Annotated in this window: 17 protein-coding genes; 14 read left to right on the forward strand and 3 right to left on the reverse strand. The window is 68.3% G+C overall.

Going from position 1 to position 22,830, the window contains the following annotated elements:
- Positions 1-30 precede the first annotated feature (30 nt).
- The 9 genes from KVS69_RS04320 to KVS69_RS04360 all read left to right on the forward strand — a co-directional run bounded on the left by KVS69_RS04320 (position 31) and on the right by KVS69_RS04360 (position 14,687).
- A complete protein-coding gene (locus KVS69_RS04320; RefSeq protein WP_068853455.1) occupies positions 31-1,056 on the forward strand; it encodes an aspartate-semialdehyde dehydrogenase in 1,026 nt (341 codons plus the stop codon).
- A 78-nt stretch (positions 1,057-1,134) separates the two neighbouring features.
- Complete coding sequence (locus KVS69_RS04325; protein ID WP_217537194.1) at positions 1,135-3,036, forward strand: FimV/HubP family polar landmark protein; 1,902 nt, start codon at positions 1,135-1,137, stop codon at positions 3,034-3,036.
- A 43-nt stretch (positions 3,037-3,079) separates the two neighbouring features.
- Positions 3,080-3,853 (forward strand): tRNA pseudouridine(38-40) synthase TruA, encoded by a 774-nt coding sequence (gene truA, locus KVS69_RS04330; protein WP_068853450.1) that lies wholly within the window; start codon positions 3,080-3,082, stop codon positions 3,851-3,853.
- Entirely contained in the window at positions 3,850-4,506 is a 657-nt protein-coding gene (locus KVS69_RS04335) for a phosphoribosylanthranilate isomerase (protein WP_068853448.1), read from the forward strand. Before truA ends, KVS69_RS04335 begins: the two co-directional genes overlap by 4 nt.
- A 197-nt stretch (positions 4,507-4,703) precedes the next feature.
- Entirely contained in the window at positions 4,704-5,384 is a 681-nt protein-coding gene (locus KVS69_RS04340; protein WP_217537197.1) for a hypothetical protein, read from the forward strand.
- Positions 5,381-7,399 (forward strand): hypothetical protein, encoded by a 2,019-nt coding sequence (locus tag KVS69_RS04345; protein WP_217537200.1) that lies wholly within the window; start codon positions 5,381-5,383, stop codon positions 7,397-7,399. Before KVS69_RS04340 ends, KVS69_RS04345 begins: the two co-directional genes overlap by 4 nt.
- Before the next feature lie 89 nt (positions 7,400-7,488).
- Positions 7,489-12,846 (forward strand): DNA repair ATPase, encoded by a 5,358-nt coding sequence (locus KVS69_RS04350; RefSeq protein WP_217537203.1) that lies wholly within the window; start codon positions 7,489-7,491, stop codon positions 12,844-12,846.
- Positions 12,843-13,547, forward strand: coding sequence for a hypothetical protein (locus KVS69_RS04355; protein ID WP_217537206.1), 705 nt, complete (start codon positions 12,843-12,845; stop codon positions 13,545-13,547). The genes KVS69_RS04350 and KVS69_RS04355 overlap by 4 nt, the downstream gene beginning before the upstream one ends.
- A gap of 39 nt (positions 13,548-13,586) precedes the next feature.
- Positions 13,587-14,687, forward strand: coding sequence for a toxic anion resistance protein (locus KVS69_RS04360; RefSeq protein WP_217537209.1), 1,101 nt, complete (start codon positions 13,587-13,589; stop codon positions 14,685-14,687).
- A 14-nt stretch (positions 14,688-14,701) separates the two neighbouring features.
- Here KVS69_RS04360 and KVS69_RS04365 read toward each other — a convergent pair whose 3' ends face one another.
- Positions 14,702-15,589 carry a LysR family transcriptional regulator gene (locus tag KVS69_RS04365; RefSeq protein WP_095363462.1) on the reverse strand — a complete coding sequence of 296 codons (888 nt, stop codon included), beginning with the start codon at positions 15,587-15,589 and terminating at the stop codon, positions 14,702-14,704.
- A 95-nt stretch (positions 15,590-15,684) separates the two neighbouring features.
- On the opposite strand from KVS69_RS04365, the gene trpB reads away from it, so the two are divergent.
- The 5 genes from trpB to glmM all read left to right on the forward strand — a co-directional run bounded on the left by trpB (position 15,685) and on the right by glmM (position 20,772).
- Entirely contained in the window at positions 15,685-16,911 is a 1,227-nt protein-coding gene (gene trpB / locus KVS69_RS04370; protein ID WP_068853434.1) for a tryptophan synthase subunit beta, read from the forward strand.
- The gene (locus KVS69_RS04375) at positions 16,908-17,588 is read left to right on the forward strand and encodes a hypothetical protein (RefSeq protein WP_217537212.1); all 681 of its coding nucleotides are present in this window, start codon (positions 16,908-16,910) and stop codon (positions 17,586-17,588) included. Before trpB ends, KVS69_RS04375 begins: the two co-directional genes overlap by 4 nt.
- 1 nt (position 17,589) lies before the next feature.
- Positions 17,590-18,399 carry a tryptophan synthase subunit alpha gene (trpA, locus tag KVS69_RS04380; RefSeq protein WP_217537215.1) on the forward strand — a complete coding sequence of 270 codons (810 nt, stop codon included), beginning with the start codon at positions 17,590-17,592 and terminating at the stop codon, positions 18,397-18,399.
- A 139-nt stretch (positions 18,400-18,538) separates the two neighbouring features.
- On the forward strand, positions 18,539-19,417 hold the full coding sequence (gene accD / locus KVS69_RS04385) for an acetyl-CoA carboxylase, carboxyltransferase subunit beta (protein ID WP_217537218.1): 879 nt from the start codon (positions 18,539-18,541) through the stop codon (positions 19,415-19,417).
- Positions 19,417-20,772, forward strand: a complete 1,356-nt coding sequence (gene glmM, locus KVS69_RS04390) for a phosphoglucosamine mutase (protein ID WP_217537221.1) — start codon at positions 19,417-19,419, stop codon at positions 20,770-20,772. Before accD ends, glmM begins: the two co-directional genes overlap by 1 nt.
- A gap of 33 nt (positions 20,773-20,805) precedes the next feature.
- Here glmM and KVS69_RS04395 read toward each other — a convergent pair whose 3' ends face one another.
- Both KVS69_RS04395 and KVS69_RS04400 read right to left on the reverse strand, forming a co-directional pair.
- Positions 20,806-21,660 (reverse strand): polysaccharide deacetylase family protein, encoded by an 855-nt coding sequence (locus KVS69_RS04395; protein WP_217537224.1) that lies wholly within the window; start codon positions 21,658-21,660, stop codon positions 20,806-20,808.
- On the reverse strand, positions 21,647-22,798 hold the full coding sequence (locus KVS69_RS04400) for a glycosyltransferase family 4 protein (RefSeq protein ID WP_217537227.1): 1,152 nt from the start codon (positions 22,796-22,798) through the stop codon (positions 21,647-21,649). The genes KVS69_RS04395 and KVS69_RS04400 overlap by 14 nt, the downstream gene beginning before the upstream one ends.
- Between the last annotated feature and the right edge of the window lie 32 nt (positions 22,799-22,830).

Here is a 22,830-nt window from a genome sequence, read left to right on the forward strand (position 1 = left end):
GTTGGTCGGTACATCATCAAAGAGAATTCCATGAGCAATCAAGACCGTCGCTTCCACGTCGCAGTCGTCGGTGCCACCGGCGCCGTCGGCGAAACCATGCTGGCCATCCTGGCCGAACGCAACTTCCCGATCGCCACCCTGAGCCTGCTCGCTTCCTCGCGTTCGGCCGGTGGCGACATCGAATTCGACGGGAAGAAGATCAAGGTCCAGGACCTGGCCACGTTCGACCCGAACGGCGTGGATATCGCGCTGTTCTCCGCAGGTGGCAGCGTCTCCAAGGAGTTCGGCCCGAAGTTCGCCGCCGCCGGTGCGGTGGTGATCGACAACTCCTCGGCCTTCCGTTACGACGATGACGTGCCGCTGGTGGTGTCCGAAGTGAACCCCGAGGCGCTGAAGAACCGCCCGCGCGGCATCATCGCCAACCCGAACTGCTCGACCATGCAGATGCTGGTCGCGCTGGCCCCGCTGCACCGCCAGTACGGCATCCAGCGCATCAACGTGGCCACCTACCAGTCGGTCTCCGGCGGTGGTCGCTCGGCGCTGGAAGAACTGGGCAAGCAGACCGGCCAGCTGCTCAGCTTCCAGGAGATCGACCCGCAGCGCTTCCCGGTGCAGATCGCCTTCAACCTGATCCCGCACATCGACGACTTCCAGGACAACGGCTTCACCAAGGAAGAAATGAAGCTGGTCTGGGAAACCCGCAAGATCCTCGGCGATGACAGCATCCTGGTGAACCCCACCGCCGTGCGCGTGCCGGTGTTCTACGGCCACTCCGAAGCAGTCACCATCGAAACCCGCGACAAGGTGACGCCGGATGCGGCGCGCGAGCTGCTGTCGCGTTCGCCCGGCGTGGAAGTGGTGGACAAGCACGAAGCCGGCGGTTACCCGACCCCGGTCACCCACGCATCGGGCACCGATGCGGTGTATGTCGGCCGCATCCGTGAAGACCTGTCGCACCCGCGCGGCCTGAACCTGTGGATCGTGTCGGACAACATCCGCAAGGGCGCCGCGCTCAATGCGGTGCAGCTGGCCGAGCTGGTGGCGGCCGAAGGCTGAGATGGAGGTGCCACGCAGGGCGTGGCACCTGCCACGTCCTTCGTGGCTGTATTGGTCGGGAATCGCTATATTGCCCGCATGAAGAACCGGGTTCCGGGCGCATCGCGCCCGCTCAAGTATGTCTCGACCCTGCTGCTGGCCCTGGCCAGCAGCTCCGCCGTGGCCCTCGGGCTGGGCGACATCCGGGTGCTGTCCAAGCCCGGGCAACCGCTGCTGGCGGAGATCCCGGTCATTTCGGCCGATCCGGCCGAGCTCGAGAACCTGCGCGTTGCGCTGGCCTCGCCGGTGACCTTCGCGCGTGTCGGGCTGGACCGCCCGACCGGGCTGGTGAGTGAGCTGCAGTTCGAACTGACCCGCGATGCCAACGGCCGTGCCGTGGTGCGGGTGAGCTCGCAGGCGCCGGTGACCACGCCGTCGCTCAACTTCCTGATTGAAGCCGACTGGGGGCAGGGCCGCCTGGTCCGCGAGTATTCGGCGCTGGTCGATGCGCCGGACAGTGCGTTGGCCGTGGCCGAACCGGAGATCGTCGCGCCGGCCGGTGCGATGTCCAACGCCATCGTGCGCGAGCCCGAACCTGCACCGGTGCAGGCGCCGGTAGCGCAGGCCGAGCCCACGCCGTCCCGCACCGCGCCTGTTCCCGCACGCGCCGCCGCCCCATCGCGCTCCGCTTCGTCCGCGGCGCCAGCGGCCACCGCCGCGGATGGCAGCATCACCGTGCAGCGCGGCCAGACCCTGTCGCAGATTGCCGGCAGCGTGGCCCGCGAGCAGGGCATCAGCCGTGACCAGGCAATGATCGCCCTGTTGCGTGCCAATCCCGACGCCTTCATCCGTGGCAACGTGAACCTGCTCAAGCAGGGCGCCGTGCTGCGCAGCGCCGGTACCGACGCTCCGGTCGATGCCGCCCAGGCCGCCGCCATGGTGCGCGAGCACGCGGCGCAATGGCGCCAGTCGCGCTCGGCCATTCCGCAGCCGGTTGCCAGTGGCGTTGCCGCCGCGCCGGCCGCCACGGCGGCGCCTGCACCTGCGGCTCCCGCAGCCGCCGCGGGTGGACGCCTGGAGATCGCCCCGGCGGTCGCCGCTACCGATGACAACGCAGGTACAACCACCGGCACCGCTGCCGGCAGCGAGGGTGACATGCTGGGCAACGAACAACTGCGGCAGGCCAAGGAAGACGTGGCAACCCGTGATGCCGAGATCCAGGAGCTGCGCAACCGCGTGGCCGAACTCGAGAAGCTCAAGCAGCAGCAGGCCTCGCTGATTGCCATGAAAGACACGGACCTGGCCGCCGCGCAGCAGCGCCTGGGCGAAGCCCCGGCCACGCGCGAAGCGGGCAGTGGCGGCTGGGCCTGGCTGGGGCTGGCGGTGCTGCTGTTGATCGCGGCCGGTTGGGCCGTGGCGCGTCGGCGCAAGCCGTCGCCGCTGCCGCCGCTGCGCCGCGAGGGACTGGATGCAGCCAGCCTGGCCGCTGCCGTTCCCGCCGCCGATTACGTGGACGAACTGGCGGCCCAGCAGGACGTGGCCGTTGACGAGCCCGACCTGCGCGATGCGCCGGATTACGTGCTGGCCGAGCCGGATGTGCTCGACGCGGGGCGACGCGAGCCGGTGTTCACCCTGGAGCCGCAGCCGGGCCGCCCGGTGCAGGACGTCGAGGAGGCGGTTGCCCCCCCGGTGGTGCCGGCCGCACCGGTTGCCGCCGAAGACGTCGTTCCGCCGCATGCGCTCGAAGCGGCGGCGCAGCCGTCCTATCGTGGCGTGTTTGAATTCCCCGAGGACGCTGCTGTGGCGGCCGAAGCACCCGTGCCGGTCCAGCACGACCCGGCCCCGCTCGGTGCACCCGGTCGCGACCGCCTTGAGCTGGCCATCGCCTACCTCGACCTGGGCGATGCGGAAACCGCCCGCATCCTGCTGATGGAGGTTGCCCAGGCGGGCGACCCGCACAGCCAGCAGCAGGCGCACGAGCTGCTGTCGCGGCTCGGATGAGCCGCGTCGGCCGCCCTCCCGCATTTGAAGTGAAGTCCTGAACATGCGTTACGCATTGGGCGTGGAATACGACGGCAGCGAGTTCAAGGGCTGGCAGCAGCTCGGTGAGAGCGGCTGCCCCAGCGTGCAGGCCAGCCTGCAGGACGCCCTTTCATCGGTGGCCGCTGCGCCGATCCAGGTGGTCTGTGCCGGGCGCACCGATGCCGGCGTGCACGGCGAATGCCAGGTGGTGCACTTCGAGACCGATGTGGCGCGTGATCCACGCGGCTGGACCCTGGGCACCACCACCCGGCTGCCACGCTCGATCGCCGTGCGCTGGTGCGTGCCGGTGGCCGATGACTTCCACGCCCGCTTCTCTGCCCGCGCCCGACGGTACCGCTACCGGCTGCTCAACCGGCAGATCCGCCCGGCACTGCACCGGCAGACCCTCAGCTGGGAGCGCCGGCCGCTCGATGCCGCGCTGATGCACCAGGCCGGGCAGGCCCTGCTCGGCGAGAACGACTTCAGTGCCTTCCGCAGCGCCCAGTGCGAGGCGCTGCACGCCCGCCGCGAGCTGCAGGCGATCAGCGTGACCCGCCAGGGCGAGATCGTGGAGGTCTGCGTTCAGGCCAATGCATTCCTTCATCACATGGTGCGCAATATCGTCGGCTCATTGATCCTGATTGGCTGTGGGGAAAAGCCGGTGTCGTGGATGGCCGAGCTGCTGGCCGGCCAGGACCGCACCGTGGCCGGCCCGACCGCACCGCCGCAGGGCCTTGTATTCGTTGGCCCGTTGTACCCCGACAACTGGCACCTGCCCGCCGAGGTCACCCTATGAGTCGCTCCTTCTACCGCACCCGCATCAAGTTCTGCGGCATGACCCGCGCCGGCGACGTGCGACTGGCCGGCGAACTGGGCGTGGATGCGGTGGGTTTCATCTTCGCCCGGGAAAGCAAGCGCCGCGTGGCCCCGGCCGAAGCCCGCGCCATGCGCCAGGCGATCGCGCCGATGGTCGACGTGGTCGCGCTGTTCCGCGACAACACCAAGGAAGAAGTGCGCGAAGTGCTGCGCACCGTGCGGCCGACCCTGCTTCAGTTCCACGGCGACGAAGACGAGTCGTTCTGCCGCAGCTTCAACATGCCGTACCTGAAGGCGGTGGCGATGGGCGGCCGTGAAGAGGTCAATGCCCGCCAGCTGCAGCTGCGCTACCCCAGCGCAGCCGGCTTCCTGTTCGACAGCCACGCCCCGGGCGGCGGTGGCGGCACCGGCGTGGCCTTCGACTGGACCCGCCTGCCGACCGGCCTGCACCGCCCGTTCCTGCTGGCCGGTGGCATCACCCCGGACAACGTGTTCGACGCCATCGTGGCCACCCTGCCGTGGGGCGTGGACGTCTCCAGCGGTATTGAAAGCGAGCCGGGCATCAAGGACGGCTACAAGATGCGCAAGTTCGTCGAAGAAGTCCGCCGCGCGGACTGTCACGAAGCCGATTAGGCCCAAGGGCCAATCCGCGACGGCTCCCGACCGTTGGCCGGGAGCCCTTCTGCGTCGGAAACGCCTATGTGCGTATCCGCCGATTTCACGTAGCATCGACAGGACAGGACGCGGCCAGCCCGGCGCGTAGTCGCGGGAGGCCGGAGTGTCTCCTGCAGGACGCCGCGGGGGCGGCACCGATGCAGGGAAGTAGTGGAATGGCGGAATTTCTCACTGTCGCGCTCACGTTTCCCACGTTGCCTTACAGCATCGTGCTGGCGTTCGCCATGGTCTATTGGCTGTTGGCCGCCTGTGGGGTGGTGGACGACGGCATCGGCGGCGACGGCGTGGACCTTGAGCTGGGCGATGACGGCCTGCACGGCCTGTCCGGCATGTTCGCCCGGCTTGGCCTCGGCGGCGCCCCGGTCATGCTGGTAATCGCGCTGCTGGCCTTCTTCGGCTGGACCGCCACCTATTTCGTCCACCTCTTCCTGCTGCAGCCGCTGCCGGCGCCGATGCGCTGGCTGGCCGGCAGCGCCACTGCGGTGCTGGCGCTGGTGCCGGCGGTACCGGTCACTGCCTGGCTGCTGCGCCCGATCCGTCGCCTGCTCCTGCGGCTGCGCCCGGTGCCGCAGCGGTCGCTGCTCGGCCGGGTCGGGGTGGTCGCCTCGCCGCAGGTCACCGGCGAGGCTGGCCATGCCACCGTCGACGACGGCGGTGCCGGACTCATCCTGCAGGTGCGCGTGCGCGACGGCGTGCCGCTGCCGCGCGGCGAACGCATCGTCCTGCTCGACTACCTGCCCGAGAGCAACCACTACCTGGTGGCCCGTGAACACGGGCACCCCGCGCTTTCGTTCCAAGACAGCCTGATTCCGGGCGATAAGGAGATCCACCGATGAGTTTTGCGACCATGGCCCCCTTCCTGATCGGGGTGGGCGTCCTGCTGGTGCTGATGCTTGGCCTGGCCGGCCTGTTCAAGGCGTTCTACCGCAAGGTGGACCAGGGCGTGGCCCTGATCGTCAACGACATGAGCGCCCAGCCCAAGGTGCATTTCACCGGCGCCCTGATCATTCCCGTGCTGTACCGCGCCGAGCTGATGCGGATCAGCCTGATCACCCTGCAGATCGACCGCCGTGGCAAGGAAGGCCTGATCTGCCGCGACAACATGCGCGCCGATATCGCGGTGGCGTTCTACCTGCGGGTCAATGAAACCCAGGCCGATGTGCTGCGCGTGGCCAAGGCCATCGGCGCCGACCGCGCCTCGGACAAGCATGCGGTCGATGAACTGTTCAATGCCAAGTTCTCCGAAGCGCTGAAGACGGTGGGCAAGAAGTTCGAGTTCACCGAACTGTTCGAGAAGCGCCAGGAGTTCCGCGACGAGATCATCGCGGTGATCGGCAACGACCTCAACGGCTATGCGCTGGAAGACGTCGCCATCGATTACCTGGAGCAGACCCCCAAGCTGCTGCTGGACCAGAACAACATCCTGGACGCGCAGGGCATCCGCAAGATCACCGAGCTCACCGCCGCGCAGAACGTGGTGACCAACGAGCTGGAACAGAACGAAAAGCTCGCCATCACCAAGAAAAACGTGGAAGCGCGTGAAGCGCTGCTGGCGCTGGAGCGCCAGCAGGCCGAAGCCGAAGCCCGCCAGAAGCGCGAGATTGAAACCATCCAGGCCCGCGAGCAGGCGGAAACCTCGAAGGTGCAGGAAGAGCAGCGCCAGTTGTCCGAGCAGGCCCGCATCGAAGCGCAGGAAGTCATCGAAATCCGCGAGCAGAACCGCATGCGCGAGGTCGAGGTGGCCGAACAGAACCGCCAGCGCGCCGTCGCCATCGAAGCCGAACGGGTCGAACGTGCGCGCCAGCTGGAACAGGTCACCACCCAGCGCGAAGTGCAGCTGCAGGGCGTGGAGCGGGACAAGGTGGTCGAGTCCGGCAAGATGGACGTGGCCAACATCACCCGTGAGCGCATCGCCATCGACAAGACCGTGGCGCAGGAAGAAGAGCGCATCAAGGAAGTGCGTGAAGTCTCCGAGGCCGATCGCCAGAAGCAGGTGCTGATCCTGGAGGCCGAAGCCAAGGCGCAGGAACTGATGGTGCGCCAGGTCAAGGAAGCCCAGGCGGCCGAGACCTCGGCCAAGCACCGCGCGGTGGAGATCACCACGCTGGCCCAGGCCGAACACGAAGCCGCAGGCAAGCAGGCCGAAGCCAAGCGCCTGCTGGCCGACGGTACCCGCGCCGAACAGGCCGCACCCGGTCTGGCCGAAGCGCAGGTGCGTGAAGCGTCCGCGCTGGCCATCGAAAAGGTGGGTATCGCCGAGGCCCGCGTGATCGAGGCCAAGGCCGAAGCGAGCCTCAAGCAGGGCACCAACGACGCCCGCGTGCTGGCCGAGACCCTGCAGGCGCAGGCCCAGGGCGAAGAGCAGATGGGTCGTGCCCGCGCCAGCGCCACCGAATCGGTGGGCGGCGCCGAAGCGGGCGTGGTGCAGAAGAAGCTGCTGGCCGAGGCCGAAGGCCTGGTGCGCAAGTTCGAGGCCATCGCGTCGCTGAGCGATACCGCGCGCGGCCACGAAGAGTTCCGCATGATGCTCGACAACAGCCTCAAGCAGGCCCTGGCCTCGATCGAAGCGGGCAAGGAAGTCTCGCGCGAGAACGCCGGCGTCATCGCCAGCGCGCTGCGCAATGCCGACATCGACCTGGTAGGGGGCGACGGTGGCATGTTCGAGAACCTGATCAAGGCGGTGTCGCTGGGCAAGTCGATCGAAGGGCTGGCCGGAAAGAGCCCGATCGTGCAGGACCTCATGCAGCGCTACCTGGGGGTCGCGCCGCGCGAGGACAGCCCGCGGAAGATCGAAGACCAGCACGTGGCCGAGGTCGAAACCGTGTCGGCCACCGTGGTCGACGCCCGCTGAGCCCCCGATGGCGCGCCGTGCGCGCGCCGTCGACGCCCTCTCACTGGCCGGCCTGTCCGGCCGGTTGTCCGTGAGCCGGAAGGAAGCCGATGTCTGATACCGCCCAACGTCCCGAGCCGTCGCCGCCGGAAGCCACCACCACCGTCGACCAGGCCGTTGCCCAAGGGGGTGCCTATGAAGTGCTGCGCCGCCGGTTGGGTGACCAGGGCGGCCGCCTGCGCGGCCTGGCCGATGCGCTCAACCAGCAGCGCCTGGCCGAATTCGGCGACAGCCGCCTGGAGGTCACCGGCCGCTTCCGCATCCGCAGCGAGAACAACTGCGTGGGCCGCGACATCGTGCAGGTCGGCCCCGACCTGCTGCTGTTCGGTTACAACGTTTTCCTGGGGCTGAAGACCCAGACCCGCGTGGAAGACGTGTTCGGGCTGTACCGGCTGGTACAGGCGGGCGAGGGCTACGACGTGGTGCCGGTGGAAGCCAAGGGCAGCTTCCTGGCGCAGGCCGCCTTCGTGCACGACTTCGGCGAACTGTATGCGTACTACAAGCACGCGCGCCTGCTGCAGCTGATCAAGGTCGGCGACAAGCTGCTGGCGTCCTTCCAGATCGGCGAGCGCAGCACCGACGTGCGCGTGTTCCGCTGGGCGGTCGCCCGCGATGGCGCGCTGACCTATCTGGACGCCCGCGGCGAACGCGATATCGCGTTGCCGCCACCGTTCGACTTCGAATGGACCCGGGCCACCCGCGACATGGCGGTCAGTGGCCGCCATTCGCACCTGAACATCCTCGATACCCTGTTCGTCGAGACCACCGGTGGCGACCTCACCATCAAGGTGGAGAACAACACCGAAAGCGGGCAGGGCATCTACAGCGAACCGGTCGACGACAGCACCCAGTCACTGGATGACGCGCAGTTCGATTTCGTCCGGGTCGGTTCGCTGGTGCTGCTGAAGGTGTTGCCGTACCGCGAAACCACCTGGCGCGGGCTGATCTACAACACACTCACCGGCACCATCACGCGCAACGATGCGATCGTGCAGGCCTGCGTGCAGCTGCCCGAAGACCACGGCATCATCTTCCCTGGCGGCTACTACCTGCAGAACGGCGAGCACAAGGCGTTCGACGCGGCCATGCAGGGCATGCAGTTCAAGCGCGCCATCCGCTCGCCGAACGGCGAAGATGTGCTGTACATCTTCTATGAGCGTGAAGGCGGGCGCTCGGCGCTGTTCGTGTACAACACCATCCAGCGCGTGCTGCAGACGCCGGTGTTCGGCCACGGCTACGCCTTCCTGCACGATGGACGGATGGTGCTGTTCCATGCCGAAGGCACCGAGCCCACCCGCATCCACCCGATGCAGGTGTGGCAGACCCCCTTCAGCAGCGACGAGTTCGCCGCGAGCCGGCCACCCGGCAACACCTTCATGGGCCGGATCGGCAATGCCGAACTGGTGCGCGGCATTTCCAACCTGTTCGACCTGGCCCGCACCATCGAAGGCCAGGATGTGTCGGTGCAGCGCTACCAGCGCCTGGTGCAGGACACCCGGCGGCTGTTCGACGCCCACCACTGGCTGGACGACGCGCAGTGCGACGGAGCTGCGGGCCTGCTGCGCGAGATCAGCGCCACCGGTGAGTCGGTGCTGGACGAGTACGAAAAGGTACAGTCGATCCGGCAGCAGTCGGCGCAGGCCATGGCCCAGGCGCAGGCCGGCCAGAAGGCCCTGCTGGCCCGCCTGCAGCCGGAGAACTGGACCGAAGTGCAGGCCTTCGTGGAGGCGCTGAACGCGATCTCCACCCAGCGTGGGCACCTGTTGACCATCCGCGATTACCGTTACATCGACACCGATGTGATCGATGCGATGACCGCCGCCCTGCAGGAGGCCCACGATCGTATCGGTACGGCCACCGGCCAGTTCCTGGGCGGCGAGCAGGCACTGGCGCCGCTGGGCGCGCGCCTGCAGGTGCTCGACGAAGCGGCCCAGCAGGCCGAGAGCGCCCGCGTGCTGGACGAGCAGCTGGCTGGCATGCGTGCGATGGCGGCCGACCTGGACATGCTCTCGACGCTGATGGCCGGGTTGAAGGTGGATGACGCCAGCGCACGCACCCGCGTGGTGGAATCCATCTCCGCGGTGTACGCCCGGCTCAACCAGAGCCGGGTGCGCGCCGAACAGCGTCGGCGCACGCTGGGGTCGGCCGAGGCGGTGGCGCAGTTTGCCGCGCAGTTCGCGCTGTTCTCCCAGGCCATCACCAGCGCGCTGGCCATGGCCACCGACCCGGAGCGGGCCGACGAGCAGATGTCGCGCCTGCTGGTGCAGCTGGAAGAACTGGAAAGCCAGTTCGGCGAGCACGAGCAGTTCCTGGGCGACATCCTGGCCAAGCGCGAAGAACTGATCGAAGCCTTCGAAACGCACAAGCAGGCGCTGCAGGACGAGCGCCAGCGCAAAGCGCGTTCGGTGCTGGACGCCGCCACCCGCATCCTCGATGGCCTCGCCAAGCGCACCGAGCGCTTTGCCAGTGCCGACGAGCTCAACGCCTTCTTCGCCGGCGACGCGCTGGTGCTCAAGCTGCGCGAGTTGGCCGGGCGCCTGCGCGAGCTGCGCGACAGCGTCAAGGCCGACGATGTCGAAGCGCGCCTGAAGGGCGTGCGCGACCAGGCCGTGCGCGCGCTGCGCGACCGTACCGAGTTGTTCGAGGAGGGGGGCAACGTGGTCCGGCTGGGGCCGCGCCACCGCTTCAGCGTCAACACCCAGGCGCTGGACCTGACCCTGCTGCCGCGCGGGGATGAGTTGGCCATCCACCTGACCGGCACCGACTTCCTGGAGACACTGCACGACCCGGAGCTGGCCGGCCTGAAGGCATACTGGCAGGTCGGGCTGGAGTCCGAATCGGCGCAGCTGTATCGGGGCGAGTACCTGGCCGGGAGCCTGCTGCAGGCGGCGATGGAAGGCCGCGACGGCCTTGAGTTGGCCACCCTGCAACGCAGTGCCGCCGAGCCCGACGCGCTGGAACGGATCGTGCGCGACTTCGCCGCCCCGCGTTACCGCGAAGGGTACGAGCGCGGCATCCATGACCACGACGCCAGCCTGATCCTGCACGCACTGCTGCCGCTGCAGCAGGCTGCAGGAACCCTGCGGTACGCGCCACGCGCCCGCGCGTTGGCAATGCTGTTCTGGTCCGCGCAGCAACGCCGCGACGATGTCATGCAGTGGCCTGCACGACAGGCCGGTGCCGATGCGATCGTGCGCCTGTTCGGGTCACGCGAAGGCCAGCTGGCGCTGCTGGCCGAGATCGACGCTGCGCTGTCCGGCTTCGTCGAAGAGCGCAAGCTGCCGTTCGACCCGGTCCAGGTGCAGGCCGCGGCGGCGTATCTCGCCGCGGAACTGGGCGCCGGCGAGCCGGTGTTCAGTACCAGCCGTCATGCGCAGGCGCTGCTGGATGCACTGGGCCAGCAGCTGCAGGCCGCCGGCCAGCGCGAGGCCTTCGACCGTGCCCTGCAGCGCGAACAGGATGGCCTGGCGGCGCGCTGGGCACTGGCCGGGCAGTGGCTGCGCGCGTTGTGCCAGCTGCCTGCGTTCACCGACCACCTCGCCTATGCCGATGAAGCGGCGGCGCTGCTGCTGGTTGCGCGCACGTTGCGCACCCGGCCCAGCGACGTGGCGCTGCTGGTACAGGTTGACGGCCTGCTGGGTGAGCACGCGCGCGTGCGGAAGGGGCGCCTGCTGCTGTCGCTGGATGACTTCCTGGCCCGCCTGCGCGACCACCTGCAGGTGTTCGTGCCGGCGTTCCATGCCTACCAGGGCGTGCGCCAGCGCATCATCGGCCGTGAGCGCGATGCCCTGCGCCTGTCTGAATTCAAGGCACGGCCGCTGTCGTCGTTCGTGCGCAACAAGCTGATCAACGATGTGTACCTGGGCGTGATCGGCGACAACCTCGCCAAGCAGATGGGCACCGTCGGCGAGAACAAGCGCAGCGACCTGATGGGCCTGCTGATGATGATCTCGCCCCCCGGCTACGGTAAAACCACCCTGATGGAGTACGTGGCGCATCGGCTGGGGCTGGTCTTCATGAAGATCAATGGCCCCGCGCTCGGCCATGAGGTGCGTTCGCTGGATCCGGCCCAGGCGCCGGACGCCACGTCGCGGCAGGAACTGGAAAAGCTCAACCTGGCGCTGGAGATGGGCAACAACACCATGTTGTATGTCGACGACATCCAGCACACCCATCCGGAGTTCCTGCAGAAGTTCATTTCCCTGTGCGACGGCACCCGCCGCATCGAAGGCGTGTGGCGCGGGCGCACCCGCACCTACGACATGCGCGGCAAGAAGTTCTGCGTGGTGATGGCCGGCAACCCGTACACCGAGTCCGGCGAAGTGTTCAAGATCCCGGACATGCTGGCCAACCGCGCCGACATCTACAACCTGGGCGATGTGCTGGGCGGCATGGAAGATGCTTTCACCCTGAGCTACATCGAGAACAGCCTGACCTCCAACCCGGTGCTGGCCCCGCTGGCCACCCGCGACATGGCCGACCTGTACCTGCTTGCCGAGCGGGCTGCAGGCAAGGAGGTCTCGACCAACGCGCTCAGCCACGCCTACAGCGGTGCGGAGATCAACGAGATCGTCGCCACCCTGCAGCGCATGCTGCGCGTGCGCGACGTGGTGTACCGGGTCAACCAGCAGTACATCGCCAGTGCCGCGCAGGACGACCGCTACCGTACCGAACCGCCGTTCCGCCTGCAGGGCAGCTACCGCAACATGAACAAGCTGGCCGAGAAGATCTCGCCGGTGATGAACGACGCCGAGCTGCAGCAGCTGGTCTCCGATCACTACCTGGGCGAGGCCCAGCTGCTTACCACCGGTGCGGAAGAGAACCTGCTCAAGCTTGCTGAGCTGCGCGGGATGCAGGGCGACGAAGAACAACAGCGCTGGGCCCAGATCAAGCGCGATTTTCTGCGCAACAAGGCCATGGGCGCCGGCGACGCCGATGTGGGCGGCCGGGTGGTGGCGCAGCTGGCCGATATCGCCAGTGCGCTGCAGCCCAGCGCTGCCCCGGCGGCGGCGGTGGAGGAAGAACCCGCACCGTGGCCCGCGCTGCTGGCCGCGCTGGACCGGCTGGCCCAGGCCCACGCCGCCAGCGTGGCCCCTGCGGCCGTGCCCGCCGAGGCGCCCCTTGCCGAACCCCTGTCGAAAGGGCTGCAGCAGGGCCTTGCGCCATTGCTGCAGCTGCTGGGCCAGTCCAATGCGCAGCAGGCCCGCACCGGCGAGACGCTGGCGTTGTTGGCCAGCTGGGTGCGCCAGCAGGCCGAGCGCGAGCCGGCACCGGCCGCACGTCCGCGCGTACGCCGCGCCAGCACGCCTGAAGAGCGCGCGCTGGATGAGGCGCTGATGCGCCATTTCTACGGCGAATCGGCATGGCCACCGCGTGACGCGGCCGCTGCGGACGACGCGCACGCATGAGCGCGGGCTGGCCCCTGCCGACAGCACCGGCTCCCGATGCCGCCGATCTGGCGCATTGGGGAGAAGCGGTGGTGGCCGCCGTGGGACAGCGGGATGCAGCGACCCCGGCAGCCGCACGGGCAGCACACCCATTGCTGGACCTGTTGGGGCAACTGGCACTGGTGCTGCAATCGACCGCGCCCGGTGGCGTGCGCCGGCAGACCGGCTGGTGGGGGCGTCTGCTTGGCCGCGACGTTGAAGGCGAGCTGGACGCGCGCGACTGGCAGTCGCGCCTTGGCGTCTTGTTGGCCCAGACCGACGTGGCAGCGCAGGCGCTGCGGGAACAGAGCAGCAGCTATCCCACCGCGCAGGCCAACGCGCTCGATGCGGCACGGGCCATCCAGCGGTGGGCGGATGCCGGCGCCGCACAGCTGTCCACGCTGCCCGCACAGCTGCAACCGGTACTGGCCCAGCGCGTGGACCACCTGCGCCGGCTGGCCGCCGTGCGGCAGCTCGAAGCGGGGCAGTGGCAGCTGTTGTTCGAACAGGACCGCGCCCTGCTGGCGCGCAGCCAGCGCATCACCGAAACGTTGTTGCCGGCCTGGCGGCAGGCGGTACTGGCGCGCCGCGCCGGTGACCAGCAGCAGCGCAACCAGCAGGCCGCGCAGCTGCAGGCACAGATCACCGCCGAGCTGGCCTCGGCGCAGGCTAGACTCGACTGACCCTCATACCCGATTGACCCCCTTCAAGGAGATCACGCCATGACCCAGGACCCGCAGGACAGCACCGCGCTTGCCGTGGCACCGGCCGCCGTCGACGACGCCACCCTGCAGGCCCTCGGGCTGGTAGCTGATGACCTGCCGCGCATCGCGGAAATCGGCCGCAGCCTGGAGGACATCCGTCCGGGCAACCTGCAGGTGTTCGGGCGCGAAGCGGCGGCCAGGACCGCGGCGTTTTCCAGCCAGCTGCTTGACCAGGTGCGCAACCGCGACCTGGACGCCAGTGGCGACAAGCTGGGCGAAGTGGTGCGCATCGCGCGCACGCTCAACCTGGATGGCCTCACCCCGCGTTCGAAGGTGCCGGTGATCGGGGGACTGATCGACAAGCTGCGCGCCTCCAAGGGCGAGCTGGTGCAGAAGTTCAGCGACACCAACCGCCAGATCGAGCAGCTGCTCGGCGATGTCGGCAGCCAGCAGGCACTGATGGGCCAGCGTGTGGGCGAGTTCGACCGCATGCACGAGATCGTGCGCGACGAACGTCATGCACTGGGCCTGCACATCGCCGCCGGCAAGCAGCGGCTGGCCGGCCTGCGCAGTGAACAGCTGGCCGGTGCCGGCAGTGAAGATCCGCAGGTGCGCATCCGCCAGGGCGAGCTGGACAACGCGATCCGGCTGCTCGACAAGCGGGTGGGCGACCTGGTGGTGATGCAGCATGCGGCCGATCAGTCGCTGCCGATGATCCGCCTGATCCAGGCCAATGCGATCCAGCTGATCGAGAAATTCAACACCGTCCGCGACATCACCATTCCGTCGTGGAAGCGCCAGTTCGCGATCCAGCTCTCGTTGAGCGAGCAGAAGCGTGCGGCGGAACTGTCCAACACGATCGATGACGCCACCAACGAGCTCATGCGGCGCAACGCAGACCTGATGCGGCAGACCTCGGTGGACACCGCCAAGGCGAACCAGCGTGCGGTGATCGACGTGGCGACCCTGCGCCACACCCACGAGCAGCTCATCGCCACCGTGGAAGAAGTCCGCACCATCCACCGCGAAGGCATGCAGCAACGCCAGCAGGCCGAGGTGGAACTGGCCAAGCTGCGCGACGACGTTCAGCAGCGCCTGGCGGCCCCCACTGCTGTGTAAGTGGGGGAACGACCCTACCGCAGCTGTTTGGCCAACCACCCGGCCAAGGATTCCACCCGCGGATCCTGGCCACCCTCCGGGGTGGCCAGCACCCAGAAGCCACCGGTTGCGGCAAAACCCCACGGCGCCAGCAGGCGCCCGGCCGCCAGCTCATCGGCCACCAGGGGCTCCGGCGCGATCGCCACGCCGAGTCCTGCCACCGCCGCCTCCAGCAGGTAGTACAGGTGCTCGAACCCGGTGCCCAGCTGCAGCTGCGCCGGATCCAGCTGATGCGACAACGCCCAGTCCGGCCACGCCTGCGGGCGCGAGGTGGTGTGCAGCAGCGGTTCGCGCAGCAGTGCGTGCGGTGGCTGCTGGCGCAGGCGCACCGCAGCCGGATGCTGCGGGCTGACCACCACGCCGACCCGTTCCGGGGCCAGTTCGCGCACCTGCCAGCCACGCGGCCACGGCGGCTGCGCCAGCAGCAGCACCGCATCCAGCGCCTGCTGCTGTTCGGTGAAGCTGCCGTCCTGCGCCGACCAGTGCAGCGGCACCTGCGGCAGGTCGGCCTGCAGCGCGGGCAGGCGGGGAATCATCCAACGCGCCAGGATGCTGCCGCTGCAGCCCAGGACCAGCGCCTCCGGCCGCTGCCGACGCTGCAGGGTGTCCACCGCCTCGCGGATCTGGGTGAACGCCCCGGCGCAGGCAACCTGCAGCGCCTGGCCGGCGGCGGTCAGGCGCAGGCCGCGGCCGGCACGCTCGAACAGCGCCAGCCCCAGGTGCTCCTCGAGCAGCCGCAGTTGGCGGCTGATCGCCCCGTGGGTCACATGCAGCGCTTCTGCGGCGCGTGCCACGCCGCCCAGCCGGGCGGTGGCCTCGAAGCTGCGCAACGCGTTGAGGGGCGGCAACGGCGTCTGGCTCATGTGAGTTTTCCTGACGGGTCTGTGCAGATAATATCGATATTCCGGTCACTACATGTGCGCTAAATTGTCAGCCTGTCTCCAACGGCTGTCGCGTCATGTCCGTATCGCCCGTCCCCCCCATCACCGATTTCCACGCCTATCCCGACGCCAACGGCCACTTCGGCCGCTACGGCGGCAGTTTCGTTGCCGAAACGCTGATCGGGCCACTGCAGGAGCTGGCGGCGGCCTATGACGAAGCGCGCCGTGACCCCGCCTTCATCGCCGCGTATGACAAGGACCTCACCCATTACGTGGGCCGGCCCAGCCCGATCTACCACGCCGAGCGGCTGAGCCGGCAGGTCGGCGGCGCGCAGATCCTGCTCAAGCGCGAAGACCTGAACCACACCGGCGCGCACAAGATCAACAATACCATCGGCCAGGCCCTGCTGGCCGCGCGGATGGGCAAGAAGCGCATCATCGCCGAGACCGGTGCCGGCCAGCACGGCGTGGCCAGCGCCACCGTGGCCGCACGGCTGGGCCTGGAATGCGTGGTGTACATGGGTGCCACCGACATCGAGCGGCAGAAGATCAACGTCTACCGCATGAAGCTGCTGGGGGCGACGGTGGTGCCGGTCACATCGGGCTCGGCCACGCTCAAGGATGCGCTCAACGAAGCCATGCGCGACTGGGTCACCAACGTGCGCGATACCTTCTACATCATCGGCACCGTCGCCGGCCCGGATCCGTACCCGCGCATGGTGCGTGACTTCAACGCCATCGTCGGCCGCGAAGCACGCGCTCAGATGCTCACCGATTACGGTCGCCTGCCCGATGCGATCACTGCCTGCGTCGGCGGCGGCAGCAATGCCATCGGCCTGTTCCATGCCTTCCTCAACGATCGCGACGTGCGCATCGTCGGCGCCGAAGCAGCCGGTGACGGCATCGAGACCGGGCGCCACGCGGCCTCCATCGCGGCAGGCCGCCCGGGCGTGCTGCATGGCAACCGCACCTATGTGATCTGCGACGACGACGGCCAGATCATTGAAACCCACTCGGTCTCGGCCGGGCTGGATTACCCCGGCGTAGGCCCGGAACACGCGTTCCTGGCCGACGCCGGTCGCGCCGAATACGTGGGCATCACCGATGATGAAGCGCTGGCTGCGTTCCACCAGCTGGCGCACAGCGAAGGCATCCTGGCCGCGCTGGAATCCAGCCACGCGGTGGCCCAGGCGATCAAGATCGCGCGCGAGCTACCCAGCGACAAGCTGGTGCTGTGCAATCTGTCCGGACGTGGCGACAAGGACGTGCACACCATTGCCGCGCGTGAGGGCCTGGTTCTGTGAATCCAGTGCTGCGCCAGGGACGTGCGCTGCTGATCGTGGTCGGTCTGGCTGGTTGCAAGCCGCCCGAGCCGCCGGTGCTGGCCCCTGCGGCGACGCCGGCGGCCATTGCGCCGGCCCGGCTGCCGGCGAGCAATGATGATGTGGCAGATCGCCCGTTCGAGGATGCACCACAGGACGCACCGCCTGCGGACCAAACCGATGCGCCGGCCGTGGTCTCGGTCGCGCTGGATCATGCCGGCGACGTGCTGATCGGCCAGCGTTTCAGCGAAGTCGAAGCGGACGGCGCATGGCATTCGGCCGGCCTGAGCGAAGGCGATGGTGCGCGCGCCTGTGAGTACTACGAGCGTGGCAGCCTGCCCGAAGGGGTGTCGATGATGGTCGATGACGGCCACGTGCAGCGCTTCGACCTCGACACCATCGACGGTTCCTACGAGGCGATTGTCCAGCCGGGGCCGTTCGGCCTGCGCCTGGGCATGTCGCTGGACGACGCGCTCAAACGCCTGCCCCCTGGCAGCACCCGCACACCGCATGCCTACGACCCGGACGTGGGTGAGTACCTGACCTGGCAGGACCCCGGTTCGGATCTGGCGATCCGGCTGGAGATCTTCGGCGGGGTGATATCGAAGCTGTACTGGGGCGCCAGTGGCGCCGTTGAATTGAAAGAAGGATGTGCCTGAAATGCCTGTTGCCCGTATCGACGCCTGTTTCGCCCGCCTGCGTGCCAGTCGCCGCAAGGCGCTGATTCCGTTCATCACCGCCGGCGATCCGGGCCTGGATGCAACCGTGCCGGTGATGCATGCGCTGGCCGCTGCCGGTGCGGACGTGATCGAACTCGGGGTGCCGTTCTCCGACCCGATGGCCGACGGCCCGACCATCCAGCGCAGCTCCGAACGCGCGCTGTCGCGCGGCGCTGGCCTGCGTTACGTGCTGGACACGGTGCAGGCGTTCCGGCGTGACGACACCACCACCCCGGTGGTGCTGATGGGGTATCTGAACCCGGTGGAGATCCACGGTACGGCGCGCTTTGCCGAGGCGGCGATCGCGGCGGGCGTGGACGGTGTGCTGCTGGTGGACCTGCCGCCGGAAGAGGCGGCCGAAACCCTGGAGATCTTCACCGCTGCCGGCCTGGCCCTGATCCTGCTGGCATCGCCGACCACGGCGGACGCCCGGCTGGATCTGGTTTCGTCGATGGCCAAGGGTTACCTCTACTACGTAAGTTTTGCCGGTGTCACCGGTGCGTCGGAACGTCTCGACAGCAGCGCTGCCGGTACCCGCCTGCGTGACCTGCGCAGCCGCTCGACCGTGCCGGTGGTAGCAGGGTTCGGCATCAAGGACGCAGAGAGCGCCGCCGCCATGGCCGTAGAGGCCGATGGCGTGGTGGTCGGCAGCGCGCTGGTGGCGGCCCTGGCCGAGACGGTCGATGCCGCCGGCGCTGCCCAGGTGGCGCGTACCTTCCTGCAGCCGCTGCGCGCCGCGCTGGACGCCTGAGAAGGCCGCAACGTACGGCCCAGCATGGTTTTCACGCCGGGATAACCCCACTGGCAGGGGGTCCCGGCCGTGGAACGGGTGAGCTAGACTGTCCGCCTTTGCGGCCCCCGGGCCGCCCTGAACGGAAGTGTCATCCCGCATGAGTTGGCTCAGCAAGTTGATGCCGTCGGGCATCCGCACCGACAACGTCCCCAGCAAGAAGCGCAGCGTCCCCGAGGGCCTGTGGGAGAAGTGCAGCAGCTGCGGCAGCGCGCTTTACGGTCCTGAGCTGGAAGAGAACCTGGAAGTCTGCCCCAAGTGTGGCCACCACATGGCCATCCGCGCGCGGGCGCGCCTGGCGTCGTTGTTCGACGCTGACAGCACCACTGAAATCGCCGCGCGCCTGGGGCCGACCGACCTGCTCAAGTTCAAGGACCAGAAAAAGTACAGCGAGCGCATCAAGGCCTCGCAGAAGAACACCGGCGAATACGATGCACTGATCGCCATGCAGGGTCTGCTCAAGGGGCGGCCGCTGGTGGCCTCGGCCTTCGATTTCGCCTTCATGGGCGGCTCGATGGGCTCGGTGGTCGGCGAGCGCTTCTCGCTGGCCGCGGAAAAGGCGCTGGAAATCGGCGCGCCGTACGTGTGCTTCTCCGCCAGTGGCGGTGCGCGCATGCAGGAAGGCCTGTTCTCGTTGATGCAGATGGCCAAGACCTCGGCGGCGCTCGGTCGCCTGCGCGCGGCGGGGCTGCCGTACATCTCGGTGCTGACCCATCCCACCACCGGTGGCGTGTCGGCATCGTTCGCGATGCTGGGCGACATCAACATCGCCGAGCCGCAGGCGCTGATCGGCTTCGCCGGCCCGCGCGTGATCGAGCAGACGGTGCGGGAGAAGCTGCCGGAAGGTTTCCAGCGCTCGGAGTTCCTGCTCGAGCACGGCGCCATCGACCAGATCTGCGACCGCCGCGAGATGCGTGACCGCCTGGCCGACCTGCTGGCCATGCTGGGCCGCCAGCCCGCCCCGGAGGCTGCTGCTTGATGGGCGCGCGCAGGTATTTCGGCACCGACGGCATCCGCGGTCGGGTCGGGCAGGGCGTCATCTCGGCGGACTTCGTGCTGCGCCTGGGCAATGCGCTGGGCCGCGTGCTGACCGAGCGTAACGGTCATCGGCCGGTGGTGGTGATCGGCAAGGACACGCGCATTTCGGGCTACATGTTCGAAGCGGCGCTGGAAGCCGGGCTGGTTGCGGCGGGGGCCGACGTGCAGCTGCTCGGGCCGATGCCGACCCCGGCGGTCGCGTTCCTGACCCGTACGCTGGGCGCAGACGCCGGGATCGTGATCAGTGCCTCGCACAACCCACATTACGACAACGGCATCAAGTTCTTCTCCGCCGATGGCGAGAAGCTCGACGATGCAACGGAGCTGGCGCTGGAAGCGGCGCTGGATACCGAGTTCACCACGGCAGATTCGGATCGGCTGGGCAAGGCGGCACGCGGTCGTGATGCGGTGGGCCGCTATATCGAGTTCTGCAAGGCCAGCGTGCCGCGCGGGTTTGACCTGCGCGGGTTGAAGATCGTGCTGGACTGCGCGCACGGCGCCACGTACCACATCGCGCCGCTGCTGTTCCGGGAACTGGGCGCGGAGGTGGTGGCCATCGGTGCAGAGCCGAACGGGGTCAACATCAACGATGGCGTCGGTTCGATGCACATCGACAACCTGGCGGCCAAGGTGCGTGAGGTGGGTGCAGACCTGGGCATCGCGTTCGATGGTGACGGTGACCGCGTGTTGATGGCCGATGACCAGGGCAACCCGGTCGACGGGGACGACCTGCTGTATGTGCTGGCCCCGTCGTGGCAGCGCAGCGGGCGCCTGCGCGGTCCGGTGGTGGGCACGCTGATGACGAACTTCGGGCTGGAGCAGGCGCTTGAACGCCTGGGCCTGCCGTTCCAGCGCAGCAACGTGGGCGACCGCTACGTGCACCAGGCGCTGGTGGAAGGTGGCGGGGTACTCGGTGGTGAAGCGTCGGGGCACCTGCTATGCCTGGATCGCGCCACCACGGGCGATGCGATCGTCAGTGCGCTGCAGGTGCTGGAAGTGCTGCGTCGCGAAGGCAAGAGCCTGCGCGAATCGCTGGTCGGGCTGACCCGGGTACCGCAGAAGACGGTCAACGTGCGCCTGGCGGGTGTTTCAGCAAAGGTGATCGTGCAGTCCGAAGGCGTGCAGTCGGCACTTGCCGCTGCGCAGCAGGCGGTCAAGGGCCGCGGCCGCGCGTTCCTGCGCCCCTCCGGCACCGAGCCCGTGGTGCGCGTCACGGTTGAAGCAGATACCGCCGAGCTGATGCAGGCCACACTGGACAGCCTGTCCAGCGCGGTGAAAGCAGCAGCCGCAGCGTAATGAAAAACCCGGCTTCGGCCGGGTTTTTTTGCGTTACGGTCCCGGCACCATTTTTTTCTGCCTGGCCTTGAACCGGTTGAACACCGGCGCGATCAACGGGTGGTAACTCCACGCGATGCGCTTGCGCAGCCAGCTGGCAGGGCGGTTGCGGATGGCGAAACGGTAGATGTGTTCCGGATCGCCGCCGACCACGTTGCGGCCGAACGGGTGGGTGGTGTGCAGGTAGCGGAAGCCCTGCGCGCGTGCGATGGGCAGGTAGTCCTCGTCGAAATCGCCGTAGGGCCAGCACAGCGTGTCGGACACTTCGCCCAGCTGTTCCTGCAGCACGCTGCGCGCCATTTCCAGGTCGCGGGTGATGCCTTCGCGCTTCTGTTCGCGGCTGATGTCCTGCTTCATCCAGCGCGTGTGGGTGTGGGTGTGGCAGTGCACTTCGAAGGTGCCGGCGTCGATCATGGCGCGCGCTTCGCTCCAGCGCATCATCACGTCGTCGTGGCGGTTCTCGCGCAGGATCGCCGCCTCACAGCCGCGATGGTCGGGCGTGGGGGGCAGTGCCGCGCCGGGCTGGCCGGCGTGCGGCCGTACCGGGCCTTCGCCCATCCAGCCGGTGACCACGAACACCACGGCGTGCATGCCGTACTTCTGCAGGATCGGGTGCGCGTACACCCAGTTGTCCAGGTAACCGTCATCGAAGGTGATCACGATGGACTTCCGTGGGACGGGCTTGCCGGCCAGGAAGCCGGCGTACTGCTCGAGCGTGAGCGAGGTCCAGCCGTTGCCGGCCAGCCAGGCGATCTGGCTTTCAAAGTTTTCCGGCGACACCGTGATCATGCCCGGCGAGGGCGACACGTGGTGGTGCATCAGCACCGGCACGGTTCTAGCGTTGGCCATGGCCCAGTTCCTTCAACCACTGGTGGTAGTAGTGTTCAGTGGCTTCAGTGTGCCCGGTCGGGGTGAAGCGGTGCGCGCTGCGCATCCAGTCCCACCCGGCCTGGCCCATCTGCCGGCGTCGCTCTGGCTGCTCGACCAGGGTCTGCAGCGCGCGGGTGAGCGCGGCCTGGTCGCCGAGCGGGGCGAGCAGGGCATTGCTGCCTTCCAAAAGCATCTCCGGCACGCCGCCGACCCGGGTGGCGACGATCGGCACGCCGACGTAGGCGGCTTCGAGGAATACCGTGCCGGCGGCCTCCTTGTGGGTGGCCAGGGCAAAGATGTCGAAGCCGGTCATCAACCGGCAGGCGCCGTGGCGGTAGCCGAGCAGGTGGACCTGCGCGGCGATGCCGAGCGCTTCGCGCAGCGCCTTGAGTTGATCCAGCACGGGCTGGCCGTCGCCCACGATCACCAGCTGCAGGTTCGGCTGCTGGCGGCATAGCGGGGCCATGGCGCGCAGCAGGTCGGCGTGGCCCTTGGCTTCGCGCAGCACCGCGACGCAGCCGACCACGATCTGGTCATCGGTGAAGCCAAGTTCGCGGCGAACCTCGGCACGGGTTTCCTGCAGGCATTGCCAGGCATCATCGCTGTGCGCCTGCGACCACTGCGGTGGCACGGCGATGGGCGGAACGATGCCGATGTGGCCGTCGGCCACGCCGCGGTGGACCAGCAGCTGCTTCACGAAGCTGCTCACGGTCAGCACCCGGTGCGGCAGGCCGGTGTAGGTGAGCAGGGAGTTGACCGGGCTCATCAGGTGCCGTGAGCGCACCACCAGCGGCGCGCCGGCCAGGCGCGCACCGGCGGCGGCAATGAGTGCGTCGCGGCGGCTGGTGGTGTTGACCACGTCATAGGTGTGCCGGCGCACCAGCCGTTTCACCGACCAGATGCCGCGCAGCAACCGCAGCGGCCCACCCATCTTCAGCGCATGCACGGTGAAGCCCGCTTCGCGCGCCACTTCGCCCAGCCGTGCACCGGGCTGGCACAGCAGCGACACGTCGTGGCCGCGCTCGCGCATGGCCAGCATGTGCCGGTAGATGTAGATCTCCTGGCCGCCGAATCCCTTGGCGGCTTCCGTGTGCAGGATTTTAAGGGGCTTGTTCATCATGAACGTTCCAGGGGTCTAGACAATCAACG

Origin of the sequence: Stenotrophomonas sp. GbtcB23 (assembly GCF_019091045.1) — a bacterium.
Classification (GTDB): Bacteria; Pseudomonadota; Gammaproteobacteria; order Xanthomonadales; family Xanthomonadaceae; genus Stenotrophomonas; species Stenotrophomonas rhizophila_A.

Excerpts from the sequence above, each read along its gene's own strand:
- KVS69_RS04320 (WP_068853455.1), top strand. The coding sequence starts at position 31 with ATGAGCAATCAAGACCGTCGCTTCCACGTCGCAGTCGTCGGTGCCACC.
- KVS69_RS04325 (WP_217537194.1), top strand. The coding sequence starts at position 1,135 with ATGAAGAACCGGGTTCCGGGCGCATCGCGCCCGCTCAAGTATGTCTCG.
- truA (WP_068853450.1), top strand. The coding sequence starts at position 3,080 with ATGCGTTACGCATTGGGCGTGGAATACGACGGCAGCGAGTTCAAGGGC.
- KVS69_RS04335 (WP_068853448.1), top strand. The coding sequence starts at position 3,850 with ATGAGTCGCTCCTTCTACCGCACCCGCATCAAGTTCTGCGGCATGACC.
- KVS69_RS04340 (WP_217537197.1), top strand. The coding sequence starts at position 4,704 with ATGGCGGAATTTCTCACTGTCGCGCTCACGTTTCCCACGTTGCCTTAC.
- KVS69_RS04345 (WP_217537200.1), top strand. The coding sequence starts at position 5,381 with ATGAGTTTTGCGACCATGGCCCCCTTCCTGATCGGGGTGGGCGTCCTG.
- KVS69_RS04350 (WP_217537203.1), top strand. The coding sequence starts at position 7,489 with ATGTCTGATACCGCCCAACGTCCCGAGCCGTCGCCGCCGGAAGCCACC.
- KVS69_RS04355 (WP_217537206.1), top strand. The coding sequence starts at position 12,843 with ATGAGCGCGGGCTGGCCCCTGCCGACAGCACCGGCTCCCGATGCCGCC.
- KVS69_RS04360 (WP_217537209.1), top strand. The coding sequence starts at position 13,587 with ATGACCCAGGACCCGCAGGACAGCACCGCGCTTGCCGTGGCACCGGCC.
- KVS69_RS04365 (WP_095363462.1), bottom strand. The coding sequence starts at position 15,589 with ATGAGCCAGACGCCGTTGCCGCCCCTCAACGCGTTGCGCAGCTTCGAG.
- trpB (WP_068853434.1), top strand. The coding sequence starts at position 15,685 with ATGTCCGTATCGCCCGTCCCCCCCATCACCGATTTCCACGCCTATCCC.
- trpA (WP_217537215.1), top strand. The coding sequence starts at position 17,590 with ATGCCTGTTGCCCGTATCGACGCCTGTTTCGCCCGCCTGCGTGCCAGT.
- accD (WP_217537218.1), top strand. The coding sequence starts at position 18,539 with ATGAGTTGGCTCAGCAAGTTGATGCCGTCGGGCATCCGCACCGACAAC.
- glmM (WP_217537221.1), top strand. The coding sequence starts at position 19,417 with ATGGGCGCGCGCAGGTATTTCGGCACCGACGGCATCCGCGGTCGGGTC.
- KVS69_RS04395 (WP_217537224.1), bottom strand. The coding sequence starts at position 21,660 with ATGGCCAACGCTAGAACCGTGCCGGTGCTGATGCACCACCACGTGTCG.
- KVS69_RS04400 (WP_217537227.1), bottom strand. The coding sequence starts at position 22,798 with ATGAACAAGCCCCTTAAAATCCTGCACACGGAAGCCGCCAAGGGATTC.